This window comes from Alphaproteobacteria bacterium, assembly GCA_016722515.1.
Lineage (GTDB): Bacteria > Pseudomonadota > Alphaproteobacteria > Rickettsiales > JADKJE01 > JADKJE01.
The window spans coordinates 66355-80858 of sequence record JADKJE010000001.1 but is presented as its reverse complement, the minus strand read 5'-3'; the positions used below and the strand labels follow the sequence as shown (position 1 = coordinate 80858).

The window sequence follows — 14504 nt, the reverse complement described above, 5'->3', positions numbered from 1 at the left end:
CTTAATACAAGTGAGAACGTTCATGAATAAGAAATGGAAAACAATATTAATGTTAGGAGTCTTACTCATGTGGCCATTTACGATAAACGCAAAGAATCAAACTGGAAGCGCCTATAATTTTACTTTCACTAAACTAAGAGAGGATAAACCCTTGCCGTTATCCGACTTTAAAGGCAACGTTATTTTGGTAGTCAATACGGCTTCTAAATGTGGTTTTACACCTCAATATGAGGGATTAGAAAAACTCTCTAATACCTATAAAGATCGAGGGCTCGTGATTATTGGCGTGCCAAGCAATGATTTTGGTAAACAGGAGCCCGGCACCAGTGAAGAAATCCAGACATTTTGCCGTATCAATTATGGGGTTACCTTCCCAATGGCCGAAAAAGAAATAGTCACTGGTGATAAAGCACACCCTTTTTATCGTTGGGCCCGTAAAACGCTGGGAATTGCCTCTGCTCCTAAATGGAACTTCCATAAATATCTAATTGGTAGGAATGGAAAGCTGGTGGATTATTTTTATTCTAATACCAAGCCTGATGCAAAACATCTGGTGAAGGCGATTGAGGAGGAGCTGGCTAAGTAGTTACTTATGAAACTTCAGGAGACTTTTATTAAACCGTGCCAAGCAATGTTAAGTTTGATTCCGCCATTGAAGTGCAAATAACGCAGGAAACCTCATTGCCTGCTCCGTTATAAAGCAATGAATTAGAGCAATACGCCGTCTTCCCCCTGATTTCTTGATGAGCGCTCCCCCTTGGCCTGCTCCACAATAAAGGCTAAAGAAGACGGCTCCGTACGCCTTTCACAAATATTTCATATAAATCAGATTGAGCTGATGTGATTATATTATATAATAATCATTATAAAGTAATTTGTGATTATTATTAATGACTATTTATAAATTTCTAAATATTGATTGGAGTCACTTCGTTCGTCCACGTTTGGATGATGATATTGATGTGCATGCGCGCTTTATAGGGGAGTTTATATTACGTCATCCCTATCAAAGCAAAGATAATGCAGCCACTGGAGACAGAGACCTTCATGGCAGGTCTCATGCATATAGGGTGGCGCTTTTAATTGAAGTATTTTTTAAACTTTATAATAGCTTTGATCAGCATTTTGACCTGGCGTATGATCATAACTTACTTAAAATAATGCAGATTGTTGGCCTGCTACACGATACGGGAAGGGAAGGAGATTTTAAAGATACCGAGCTGTGGGAAGAGCATAGTGCCCAAAATTGTTATTTCTATCTTTATGATGTTCTTGGCCTCACCCAAGAGGAAGCGCAGAAATATGCGAACACCATCCTTTTAAAAGATACAAAAAATCAGTTTGGTTTATCACAGTCACTTATAATAGCTTTACTGCAATGCGGTGACTGTCTAGATGTTTTGCGGGCGCGCCATAAATTTGACGGTACAAGGTTGGATTTTTACCAGCGTGTCATTGTTGTACAGAAACAGAAAGTGCTTTTAGACGTGCTTGCCTGCCTTATCCAGGATTTCCGGAAATTGCTCCATGAGCAGGGCGATCTAATCTATGATAAAAACCCTACTCTTAAAGTCCCTCTTGAATCCTCACTGACACCTCTAAGTGATTTGCGGAGTTCTATTACTCAGGGCAATTACCGTGTTTTAGGTGCATTGGTTAAGGAACCCTATCATAAAAAACTAGATCTTACTTTGATCCTTCAAGCAGCCAAAGATTCACTGGCTCCAATAGATAGAATCATGCAAAGCGGCGAAATATTTGCCAGGTGTATCAATAAGCCGATGGATATTACGGCTAAATATAAAGAATCAAGAGCAGAGCTTGAGTTACGAAAAGTCAGAAGAGGGTTTAATATAAAACCCGTAGGGGATGAGAAATTAGACGTAAAAAGGGCTAATAGAAATCGTTCAACCACGATGATTGGTTATGGAGCGCCTCTGTTTTATAAGGCCTCAGTAGGATTTTTGCTGATCAAACCTAGGTTTGATCAATGTGTCAAAGCCAGTTCCCGTAATTTAGTGTCAGGTAAAGGTAAGAAAAAGGACACTATTGCGGACGCTCCAGATAAAGTGTTACTACAAATACAAAAAGTGCATCATGATTTAAAACTAGGGGGCAGTAAGGATTCTGGCACTAAATATTCTAACAATGAATGTATTTTTAATATTGATAGTTATCAGGGAATATTCTTTACGGATCATTCGTATCTAGATATTAAAGTTGATAAAGGTGCTTTAGAATATCGCTTACCGCTTCAGGCGATTGAGCTGTCTTTGCTGTATAAACACTATTTTGAAAATACTGTGTTGCCTATCTATGAATATAATTTAAAAGAAGATCGCCTTAAGCCTTATAATTTCACAGTAGACACTATCGTTTTGTTGTGGACTGCTGCGTTTGAGGGCATGCTTAAAGATAATGATTCTTTTACGACTGCTTCTAAGCAGCTCACCTACGAATCATTAATCGCAATACTAGACAAGTTTGTTTCTCAGGGTATGAAACGATTGGATCGGTATTATCCGCAAGAGTGGAAGCTTGCTGTTAAAAATGGAATAAAAGACCATATTACGCAAAAATTCATAGCATTTGAAAGCCAGCTTACAGGCTCAGATGTTTTGGATTTGCTTCTTGATAAACATTTCCATGCAACTCTAAAATTTCTGTTTCCTCTATTAGATGAAAATCAGCAGCTTCATTTCCAGGAAGTTCTCAAAAACTCGTATGAGTACTTAATCAATGAGAAAAAAGATCACGTTATAACTGACTTCTTCACATTGATGCTGTTGGATAAAACATTTAAATTATTTAATGTCCCAAACGATCTGGAAACATTAGCACGCACGCAATATAAAGAACTTATTTTAGCGATCAGCAAGAATGATAGCGACATGAACACTAAGTTAAAAACAGCAAGAAGCTTTGAATCTGTATTTTTGAATAGGGATTGGTACAATGATGAATTTAAGTGGGCGATAGGCATCTTTGAATCTTCTCACCATAATACCATTGAAATGATTAAGAGATTTAGGGCTGCTCCTTCGCCTTTGCCGCAGATCGATATTCTTGAATTGAGGTCCTTCATTTATATTAATAATGTTTTTAAGATTTTTCCACCGCCACATTCAAGTTTGAAGTGCAAACCTCTGACATTTTTTTAGGAATGCCTCATTAGGAGTTATCCAATTGAGTTTTTTGCGTGGTGTTAGGTTATAGTTATCAATGGTTTCATTGAAATCCTCCTTGTTGTATGTGTGAATGTTTGTTTTTCTGGGTAAGTCTCTTCGCAGTCTTCCATTGGTATTCTCGACGCCGCCCTTTTGCCATGATGCATATGGGTCGCAGAAGAAGGTTTTGATGTCCAGTGCTGTACCCCATAACTGGTGACGGGTAAATTCACCACCATTATCCAAAGTCAACGACTTGCGTGCTTTTTGAGGTATTTTGGTTAGCAGGTTAAGGATTGCGTTTGCAACGTCATCGGCCTTTTTACTGGGCAATTGCTTGCTGAGGGTAAACATGGTCTGTCTTTCCCTGAGAACCAGAATATGTTGAGAGCCCTTACAGAAGCTCATCAAATCCCCTTCCCAGTGACCAAATGTTGTCCGCTTATCAATGTGCTTGGGCCGTTGATGGATAGAGACTCTGTTTGGTATACGTGAAGCACCAGCGCCTTTAGATTTCCTTAGTCCCCGCTTTGCTTTATGCCGCGGAAGGAACTTCCAGATTTTCTCTTTTCGTCTGGAACCCTGATAAATCCAGTGGTAGATCGTTTCGTGACAAATGGATTTTAGCTCGGTTTGACCATGCTTAAGATGACCGGCGATTTGCTCAGGTGTCCAGAAATGGTTCTGCATGTGTTCCATAACAAATTCCTGGAGCTTGATATCCTTGTCGAGTCGCGCTTGACGGCAACGGCGGCCAGCTGCCAGGCGATGTGCCGTATCCGGCCAATATTGACCTGGCGGTGCTTCATTGCGCTTTAGCTCCCGATAAACGGTACACACTGGACGGCTGATCGTTGAAGCAATCTGGCCTGCTAGCAGGCCAGATTGCTTCAGCTGAGATATCTTTACTCTTTCATCATAACTTAAATGGTTATATCTTTTCATACGCAACATCTTTTTGATTATCTGTTTTGACAACAAACATCATAAGGTGTTGCACTTCATTTTAGAACAGGCCACCGGTTTCAATCCAATCTCTTTTATTAAATATCTTAAAGGAGGGGGAAAATGGTTTTATCCAACAGCATTTCGATGTGATATCAGATTGTTTTAGGCATAATAAGAGCGGGAAGCTGCGCATTCTCCTTATGAATAAGGCAACCAAAGGAGATGGAAAAACGATGATAGAACATGTCCACGATGCTTTGGCCAACTATATTGAGAAGTCAGGTGGCGCGGTTCCTATTGGTGCGCTGGAAAAATTTTATGAAGGCCTCACCGATGGGCTGATTAATCCAGGTGGGGGGGCTTATAAATTTTCTCCTCTATTCTCGCCATTACAGCTCAAATTGCTGGTTAAGAATTCGGTGGGGATGCTAACGTTTGATAAAGCTATAACGCTGCTAAATTGGTGTGGGGATCAAAGCGCGGAGAAATTACTTCCTTTGATTAGTAAGCGTATGGCTAGTGAAGTCGGTTCTTATTCTGAAGAACTCGTTAACCGAACGCGTGAAGCCATCGACAATAAGTGTACCTTTAGAGTCGATAATCGCACGGTCGATGTAAGTTTTATATGTCAAAAATGGTCTGTGCAGGATTTCGAGGCCGTGGCGAAACGCCTTCTTGAAAGGCAGCAAGACTTTCAGCAATGTGCTTCAAATCCAAGCGCATGCTTAACACCTAGCAAGCATAGTAGAATTTCGTATGACAAAAACGATTCTTGCTACATTCAACGTTGAAGTGCAGGCTACATTCAAGTTTGAAGTGCAACCTGTGATATTTTTTAGGAAGGCCTCATTAGGAGTTATCCCGTTGAGCTTTTTCGAGGTTTCAGGTTATCGTCACTATATTTAATGACAGTTTCTTGAATTCGCCTCCCTATGTGGACTCCGATTACCCACATAGCTTCTCCAGTGATTGGCAATAACGTAAGCAGCTTTATTATACTTAGAAATCGGGGGGAATTCATCATTGAAAATCTGCTGTTCCTGCTTGAGATAGGCATCGACGCTGTTTTTTCCTAATTCAAGATCTTGTTCCATTGAACATCTGGAAAAAATCAGACTTTGATTTAATGTACCATCTTCTAAGGCCTTTTCGACCGTTTGAGCCGATATTCCTTCCAGCAAGATAAACTTGCTTTTATTCGCTAACTGGTTTGAAGTTATCATAACCAACAAAGCAGGGGGTAAATGGGGGTAAATGTTTTTCATCACGATTAGTGTTGCGTTCATAGCTTCATCATGGGCGGCTTCCATGGTTAACTTATCCTGTCCAAACGTGAATCCGCGAACAAAATCAATTCCAGGCGTTGGCGATACCGATAATTGTGCCTTTCCTTTCCTTTCTTCAATTTTACCCGCATGGAGGTTGATGCGGTTACCGACCCCATTTAAATGGATACGTACTTTACCGACGTTCCGTCGTGTATCAATGGTATTACCTCCCTTCATATTGCTCTCAATGGTCGTATTGCCACGACCAGTAATGATGCGTTTGATCGTTGTTCCCGGAACGATGTAAAACCGATTTGATGCAATATGTGATGGACGTTCCAGTTGGGTCATCTCATCAAGGTTAATCTCAGAAGGAGTATCAATATGCCCTGCATAGATCGTTTCTACTCCCGTCTGAGGAAGGGTATAGAGTTTGCCGCCTCTTGTTATAGGAACCACATGCGTTAGATGTTTCGCTTCACCATACAAAGACTGTAACGCTCTTATATCATAAGGCATTAGGGTACTAGGATACGTTAAAATACGATCAACTCCGTCACTTGTTTCAAACGGCTGCAGCGGTCGAAGATCGTAGGACATAACCGTTTGGTTAACGCCATAGGATTTGGGATGTTCCATTCCAAGAGCATGTCCGATTGTATGGATGAGTGTCTTGAGAAACTGATCTTTATGAAGACATCTGGTATCAGTGATTTTCCTATTAAAAGGATGGTGTGGATTAACTAAGCCGGTATCATCTAATAGGTCAATACAGGACTGAGTAATATAACCTTGATGATCTATTAACCGAAAAATATTCACATTTGCTGAAAATCCGAAGGGTCTTGTAATTTGTCTAATAATCAGTTGCGCTGGTTCGTCGCTCCCAGCCTCCACAAACATAACAGGAATCATTTCTTCGAATGCTAAAAATGCCTGCTTTATCATCGTTTGTTGACCCGCATTTAAAGTCGCTCCTCCTAGAGGCCAATTGCTTAAAACTTCCATTTTTCTAGCCAATGGCGTATCTTTTCCAATCATTGGAAGATCCCATCGATAGGTGATCGTTAGTATGTCATGGTTTCCTTTTTTCCACCTGAATCCCCGGCTAAATTCACGTAAGTTAGAACGCTCAGAAGCGGTTAACCCTATGCTATGAAAAGCGGCCGTTGTTAACATCGTTACAAACTTATTCTTTTGAATATCGTCGCTTATCTGACATGCCAATTCAATTGGATTTAATTCCTGGTGACCGCCTATAAAGGGATTAGCCCCATGTGCAAGCAACAGCCTCGTTATTTCAATATTACACTGACGCACTGCATTATAAAGCGCTGTCCACTTAAATTCACCCTGGTGATTAATATCTTCTCTGCCTTGCTTTAATAACGCCTCCACCTGCGGAAGGTCGTCTCTTCTAACGGCTAAAATAAGTGCTGTATTTGAACCAGCTGAAGTTTTACAATCTTTCATATATACAACTCTCATCATGATAAACACAGATCAATAAGATTGTTGATTTATAACGAAAACGTAGAACACATTCAATCGTTTAACTAAAAATAAATGGTTGGCCATAAAAAACCAGCTAACACACAGCATTCCACTGCAATCCGCATGATAGCAGAACATTGAAGGATGCTTTAGCTACATAGCTCACATAATAAGATTAACGTGAGTGATTCCGAAATTCACGTTGATTGAGGTTCCCGTTGTCACGATGTCATCGAATAAGAGAAGCTAACCATTAGATCAGTTAAGGCGTGCCTTTTCTGATCCTCCCTTATCAGAAAGTATGTGTCCTTTTATTGGACACATACTTTATTATCTAAGAAAGCATTGACACAATCAAGTTTTAGAGAAGTTTTTCGTTGGTTGTCTTTATCATCTTCAAGATTGTTTCCAGCGGCGGGTTCCAATTGACCTAGTGTCTCAGAACGTGGTGATATATCGTTGTCATTTTTCTGAAGGCTAACATTGGTAGCAACTCCTGATACATCAATATGCTCAAAGGGGCGATCAATAACGATACTTTGATTAGATACCGAAATAATAGGTCTGCCAAGCGGATCTATTTCCCAAAGATTAATGTTTTCTCGTGGAAGGTGAGAGGAAATTAAACCACCATTATTTCCTGAATGGTCACCGTCATTGTCTCCGGAATGGTCGCCGTCATTGTCTCCGGAATGGTCACCGTCATTGTCGCTGGAATGGTCACCGTCATTGTCTCCGGAATGGTCACCGTCATTGTCTCCGGAATGGTCGCCGTCATTGTCGCCTGAGTGATCGCCGTCATTATCTCCGGAATGGTCGCCGCCATTATCGCCGGAATGGTCACCGTCATTGTCGCCTGAGTGATCGCCGTCATTGTCTCCTGAATGGTCGCCGTCATTGTCGCCGGAATGGTCGCCGTCATTGTCGCCTGAGTGATCGCCGTCATTATCTCCGGAATGGTCACCGTCATTGTCGCCTGAGTGATCGCCGCCGTTATCTCCTGAGTGATCGCCGTCATTGTCTCCGGAATGGTCACCGTCATTGTCGCCGGAATGATCGCCGTCATTATCTCCGGAATGGTCACCGTCATTGTCGCCTGAGTGATCGCCGTCATTATCTCCGGAATGGTCACCGTCATTGTCGCCTGAGTGATCGCCGTCATTGTCTCCGGAATGGTCACCGTCATTGTCGCCTGAGTGATCGCCGTCATTGTCGCCTGAGTGATCGCCGTCATTGTCGCCTGAGTGGTCGCCGTCATTGTCTCCGGAATGGTCGCCGTCATTATCTCCGGAATGGTCACCGTCATTGTCGCCTGAGTGATCGCCGCCGTTATCTCCTGAGTGATCGCCGTCATTATCTCCGGAATGGTCGCCGCCATTATCGCCGGAATGGTCATCACCATTGTCTCCGGAATGATCGCCGTCATTATCTCCGGAATGGTCGCCGTCATTGTCGCCTGAGTGATCGCCGTCATTATCTCCGGAATGGTCACCGTCATTGTCGCCTGAGTGATCGCCGCCGTTATCTCCTGAGTGATCGCCGTCATTATCTCCGGAATGGTCACCGTCATTGTCGCCTGAGTGATCGCCGTCATTGTCTCCGGAATGGTCACCGTCATTATCTCCGGAATGGTCGCCGCCATTATCGCCGGAATGGTCACCGTCATTGTCGCCTGAGTGATCGCCGTCATTGTCTCCTGAATGGTCGCCGTCATTGTCGCCGGAATGGTCGCCGTCATTGTCGCCTGAGTGATCGCCGTCATTATCTCCGGAATGGTCACCGTCATTGTCGCCTGAGTGATCGCCGTCATTGTCTCCGGAATGGTCACCGTCATTGTCGCCTGAGTGATCGCCGTCATTGTCGCCTGAGTGGTCGCCGTCATTGTCTCCGGAATGGTCGCCGTCATTATCTCCGGAATGGTCACCGTCATTGTCGCCTGAGTGATCGCCGCCGTTATCTCCTGAGTGATCGCCGTCATTATCTCCGGAATGGTCGCCGCCATTATCGCCGGAATGGTCATCACCATTGTCTCCGGAATGATCGCCGTCATTATCTCCGGAATGGTCGCCGTCATTGTCGCCTGAGTGATCGCCGTCATTATCTCCGGAATGGTCACCGTCATTGTCGCCTGAGTGATCGCCGCCGTTATCTCCTGAGTGATCGCCGTCATTATCTCCGGAATGGTCACCGTCATTGTCGCCTGAGTGATCGCCGTCATTGTCTCCTGAATGGTCGCCGTCATTGTCGCCTGAGTGGTCGCCGTCATTGTCTCCTGAATGGTCGCCGTCATTGTCGCCTGAGTGGTCATCACCATTGTCGCCTGAGTGATCGCCGCCGTTATCTCCTGAGTGATCGCCGTCATTATCTCCGGAATGGTTACCGTCATTGTCGCCTGAGTGATCGCCGTCATTATCTCCGGAATGGTCACCGTCATTGTCGCCTGAGTGATCGCCGCCGTTATCTCCTGAGTGATCGCCGTCATTATCTCCGGAATGGTCACCGTCATTGTCGCCTGAGTGATCGCCGTCATTGTCGCCTGAGTGATCGCCGCCGTTATCTCCTGAGTGATCGCCGTCATTATCTCCGGAATGGTCACCGTCATTGTCGCCTGAGTGATCGCCGTCATTGTCTCCGGAATGGTCACCGTCATTGTCGCCTGAGTGATCGCCGCCGTTATCTCCTGAGTGATCGCCGTCATTATCTCCGGAATGGTCGCCGCCATTATCGCCGGAATGGTCGCCGTCATTGTCGCCTGAGTAGTCGCCGCCATTATCGCCGGAATGGTCATCACCATTGTCTCCGGAATGATCGCCGTCATTATCTCCGGAATGGTCGCCGTCATTGTCGCCTGAGTGATCGCCGTCATTATCTCCGGAATGGTCACCGTCATTGTCGCCTGAGTGATCGCCGTCATTGTCTCCTGAATGGTCGCCGTCATTGTCGCCTGAGTGGTCGCCGTCATTGTCGCCTGAGTGGTCATCACCATTGTCGCCTGAGTGATCGCCGCCGTTATCTCCTGAGTGAACGTCACCGTTGTGACCGGAATGATCGCCACCATTATTGTCGGAATGGTCATCGCCATGATCGCTTGAGTGATCGTCACCGTTGTGACCGGAATGATCGCCACCATTATTGTCGGAATGGTCATCGCCATGATCGCTTGAGTGATCGTCACCGTTGTGACCGGAATGATCGCCACCATTATTGTCGGAATGGTCGTCGCCATGATCGCCTGAGTGATCGTCACCGTTGTGACCGGAATGATCGCCACCATTATTGTCGGAATGGTCGTCGCCATGATCGCCTGAGTGATCGTCACCGTTGTGACCGGAATGATCGCCACCATTATTGTCGGAATGGTCGTCGCCAAGGTCGCTTGAGTGATCGTCACCGTTGTGACCGGAATGATCGCCACCATTATTGTCGGAATGGTCGTCGCCATGATCGCTTGAGTGATCGTCACCGTTGTGACCGGAATGATCGCCACCATTATTGTCGGAATGGTCGTCGCCATGGTCGCTTGAGTGATCGTCACCGTTGTGACCGGAATGATCGCCACCATTATTGTCGGAATGGTCGTCGCCATGATCGCTTGAGTGATCGTCGCCGTTGTGACCGGAATGATCGCCACCGTTATCGCCTGAGTGGTCGCCACCGTTGTCAGCGTTCGTATCTTGAGGGGTAGATATACTACCGCAAGCGCCAAGACCTCCTGCTTCAAAACAATTTGAGTTTCCGCTTACTTCCTGTTGCTTACCTTCTCCAGTGGCTACGGTAATATCACCACCATTCTCACCCTCTGTGAAACTGTTGTTAACATGAGTTAAAAATTTGTCAGAATCATTTCCTGTTACGTCGATGTGTCCAGGAGTGTGGCCGCCTGTTGTTGTTATATTGGTGCTATTGAATATGGCTTTTCTGTCGGCGACAACTGAAACATCACCCCCGTGGGTCACAATATCACTATTATTGATACTAAAATCTTTGCCCGCTTGAAATGAGATGTCTCCGCCTTTCGTGTTAATATCGCTATTATTTATGGTAAGATTATTGCCTGCATTTAAATTTAAATCACCGTCATTTGTTTCAACTGACTGATTCGTAACTAAAATATCATGGCCTGCGGTTGCGCTAAGGCCAACGCCAAGATGCGTCATTTTAATGTTGGTCGTAATATCAATATCATTCGAAGCAGCCAATACGACATTGGAGGCTGCATTATTGATTGAATTCACATCAATATTAGACGTACCAGATGTTGATGTGTTATGGTGAAGCAATGGATCGTAAGAGGTTCCACTGGCAACAATATTAATATTGTTGGGATCTAAAAGCCAGGTTCCTGCATTCCCGCGTGCAGCCATGGTATCCACTGTAGCATCGGAAATGGATAATTCCCCAGAGCTTGAGGTTTCCACGAATCCGCCATCACCACCTGCTGCTCCTCCATTGGCATGGATATTACCTGAAAAAGAGAGGCGACGATCGGCCCAAAGCGTTACTGTGCCGCCATGACCATGATCTGCTGCGCTAGCAGTCAAAACGGCATCTTTAGAAATAGTGACATGTGCCGATTTGGGCATGTCACCTTGACCTTGTTGATCACCGCCAATGTTGATGGTGCCAGCACTTGTGTTGCCGGAAACATTGAGCTTTCCAGAAACTTTAACGGTTCCCTTGTCAGCAGTCAGTATGATTTTTCCATTACGTGATTGCAACGAAGTCGCTGAAATAGTACCTGATGTATTGATAACACTGTCCACTACACGGCTGGCTGCTGCTGCCTGCAAAATAACGGTTCCACCGGGAGCTTTAATCGTCCCTGTGTTGTTGACTTCATATTTATTATCAGGTGAGTTGCCGACTTCAAAATTAATGAGCCCATCGCCATATAAATCAACGGTGAAAGCATCACCCGCTGCTAGTTTAATATTACTGTATTTTCCCTGAATGACTCCATGGTTCCTAACATTTGGCGCAACCAAAGCAGCAATTCCGGCTTCGGCAACGGTTATGGTTCCTCGGTTTTCAACAAATGCATTGGCGTTGGAAGATGGTTGGCTAAAATGATAAGAACCATGACTATTCATAAAGTCACTATCTGTCATGTTTGTGGTGGTGGCGAGGAAACCAGCAACATCCACTTTTCCTGTATTGCCAATTAAAATCCCGTTTGGGTTAATGATCATGATATGACCATTCGCTTGAAGAAGCCCCTCAATGGTCGTAAAAGTTCCGCTAGTAAGGATTCTGTTGACGGCAATTGCACTGCTAGAGGGCTGAATAAAAGTAGTTATCTCATCTGCACCAATATCAAAATTATCCCAATTAATAATGGTTTTATCACTGGTTTGATGGATGGTTGTTTGGTTGCCTGAATAAGAGATCACCGACTCGCCGGCAACGACTGAGCCACCACTAGGCCCAGCATACGCCTCCGTGCTTAAACCCATATTGACTAGACTTCCAATTAAGAAGGTAAAATTTGATAAGGCAGTAACACAAACATTATAAACAAATCTGCTTTTTTTTCGTATACTCCAGTTTTTAACTGTGTTTATTGTGCTTTTCATAAAACTCCAACAATTTATCTGACCAATACCTAATTTTTAAAGAGGAAGTCCGGGTATTATAACATATTTTATTCGTAATAGTTAGGGGTATTTTAATAATGTGAGTTGTTTTAACCTAAAGAGCAGCTAAAATGATTGCGAGAGCCAGCAGCACCAAATGTGCATGTCTGACTTATTTGCTATGATGTAGCTGCTCTGTTTAGGTTAAATGATGAGAGCTACCTAAAATGGTTTGATTTTAGGTAATAGCGTTTTTTAAGTAAAAAATAATTCAAATTTGTCGAGAGAGGGGAGGCTTAAAACCGTTTTGTCAGGCTAAAAAGGCCCCTAGGATTATCACCAGCGTTGCCAAATGAAGTGATATCCTTTGTAAGGGGAACAGCGCATTCAAGGACACCTGACATATTATAGGCAAGGTTTACCCGTGTTCCTATTCCCACAGATGCCAAGCTATTACGAGAACTTTCTCCGACGACGGCATCTTTATTCCACACAGTGCCTATGTCATAAAAGCTGTATAATTGATAAGAACTTAAATAAGGATTATTGAGTTGTTGGCTGAATCTTAATTCTAAAGACATATCTATTCCACTGTCTCCGGCAATTTCACCTGAATCATATCCGCGGCCAAAAGTGCGGCCGCCAATGGCAAATTCTTCAGAAGCTAATAATGGATCAGGTGAGTATTGACCTGAGGCTGCAAAATAAGCAGACCAAGAACCTGTTAATGCTTGTAAGCGGGTTGCCCTAAAATTTCCACGCGTAAAGACATGATTTCCATTCGCCCGTGATCGCCCAAGACCATCATTGGTAGCGTTCAATATATCTAGGCCTTGAACCAATTCGCCTTCTAGCAAATTGACCCCACTAAAACGATCCGTGAAATCATAGGCGGCCTTTCCGGATATATGACGCACGCGATCCTCGGCGATTTCTGATCCCAATAGATCAACGGAAGAATCTAGCACTTGCTGAGTCAGATAAAGATTAAGGTTTTGTTGACGTGAGCGAATTAACGGATGCAACAAGCTGGCCTCTAATAAGGTGCTTTCGCCTTTGATGTCAAGAGGCTCTAGAGTGCCGCCTGAATGTGCTTTTGACAGCGCTCCTCTTAGAAGCAGGCGAGTACCTTCACTGCCTAATTGTTCTTCATTGGAATATTCCAGATATCCGAGCTCATCAAAATCACTACTGGTGATACCACGCAAGACATGGCGATCATAGATTCCTAGAGGCGAATTAAGTGCGGCTACCGCCTCCAGCTGAATAGGTCCTAGATACTTGCTTCCGTAATTATTGACTTCAATATCGCCTTCAGCTTTTTTATTTGAAAGAGTTAAAATCAACTCTGCAGCATTTTGCGCTTGTTTAGAGGGTCTAAGTACCGTGCGGGCTGTGACACCGGGTAAATCATCAACCAATAGCAGGTAGCGCTCTAGCGTCGAAATGCGTAATGGGTTCATTTTTTTAATTTTGTTGACGTACTGGTTTACCAACTTTCGTTGTGCCTCGTCACCTTCAATGATGACATCGCTGATATAGCCTTCTATAATAGTATATGTCACAGTGCCGTTTTCAATTTCCTGAGGCTCCATGACCGCTCTGGAAAAAACGTAACCATCATTATGTAAACGCAGCGTAAGTCTGGCTGCAATCGTCTGTAAATCAGCCATTGAGACTTGCTGATTGACGAAGTCCTCTGATAATGGCTTTAGCGTATCGCTTGAGTAGACCGTTAGTCCTTTATAATTAACACGTTGAAGTTTGAAAATTTTGACGGTATCGGCTGCTGCAACCACTTCTTCAGGAGCTGGAACAACCAATAAGGGAGCTTTGGTTGATTTAAGCTCTTCAATTTGTTTATATTGTTGCGGAAGCCTATCGGGTTCAACGCTAGTAGGGATGGCGGCAAAAGCTGGAAAGCCCAATAATACTAAACTCGTCGTTGCAAGACATGTTCTTGAAATAAAACTAAGCATAATAACGAATACCGCCAATGTTTTTTTTGTTATATTTTGCAGGGGAGGTCATTGTTTTTTACAGATATCACGCAA

Annotated in this window: 7 protein-coding genes; 3 read left to right on the top strand and 4 right to left on the bottom strand. The window is 44.0% G+C overall.

Annotation, left to right across the window (positions count from 1 at the left end; translation table 11 throughout):
• The first annotated feature begins 67 nt into the window (after positions 1–67).
• Positions 68–586, top strand: a complete 519-nt coding sequence (locus tag IPP74_00315; GenBank protein ID MBL0317746.1) for a glutathione peroxidase — start codon at positions 68–70, stop codon at positions 584–586.
• Positions 587–890: 304 nt separating this feature from the next.
• Positions 891–3161, top strand: coding sequence for a hypothetical protein (locus IPP74_00310; GenBank protein MBL0317745.1), 2271 nt, complete (start codon positions 891–893; stop codon positions 3159–3161).
• Here the strand turns inward: IPP74_00310 and IPP74_00305 are convergent.
• A complete protein-coding gene (locus IPP74_00305) occupies positions 3126–4112 on the bottom strand; it encodes an IS30 family transposase (GenBank protein ID MBL0317744.1) in 987 nt (328 codons plus the stop codon). The genes IPP74_00310 and IPP74_00305 overlap by 36 nt on opposite strands.
• 236 nt (positions 4113–4348) lie before the next feature.
• Here IPP74_00305 and IPP74_00300 point away from each other — a divergent pair, with 236 nt between their 5' ends.
• Positions 4349–4906, top strand: coding sequence for a hypothetical protein (locus IPP74_00300; protein ID MBL0317743.1), 558 nt, complete (start codon positions 4349–4351; stop codon positions 4904–4906).
• Between the two features lie 111 nt (positions 4907–5017).
• On the opposite strand, the gene IPP74_00295 is transcribed toward IPP74_00300, so the two are convergent.
• The 3 genes from IPP74_00295 to IPP74_00285 form a co-directional block, all read right to left on the bottom strand.
• Positions 5018–6856: an ankyrin repeat domain-containing protein gene (locus IPP74_00295; protein ID MBL0317742.1), complete on the bottom strand. Its 1839-nt coding sequence runs from the start codon at positions 6854–6856 to the stop codon at positions 5018–5020.
• A 332-nt stretch (positions 6857–7188) separates the two neighbouring features.
• Positions 7189–12450 carry a filamentous hemagglutinin N-terminal domain-containing protein gene (locus tag IPP74_00290; protein MBL0317741.1) on the bottom strand — a complete coding sequence of 1754 codons (5262 nt, stop codon included), beginning with the start codon at positions 12448–12450 and terminating at the stop codon, positions 7189–7191.
• 296 nt (positions 12451–12746) lie between these two features.
• Positions 12747–14429, bottom strand: coding sequence for a ShlB/FhaC/HecB family hemolysin secretion/activation protein (locus IPP74_00285; protein ID MBL0317740.1), 1683 nt, complete (start codon positions 14427–14429; stop codon positions 12747–12749).
• Between the last annotated feature and the right edge of the window lie 75 nt (positions 14430–14504).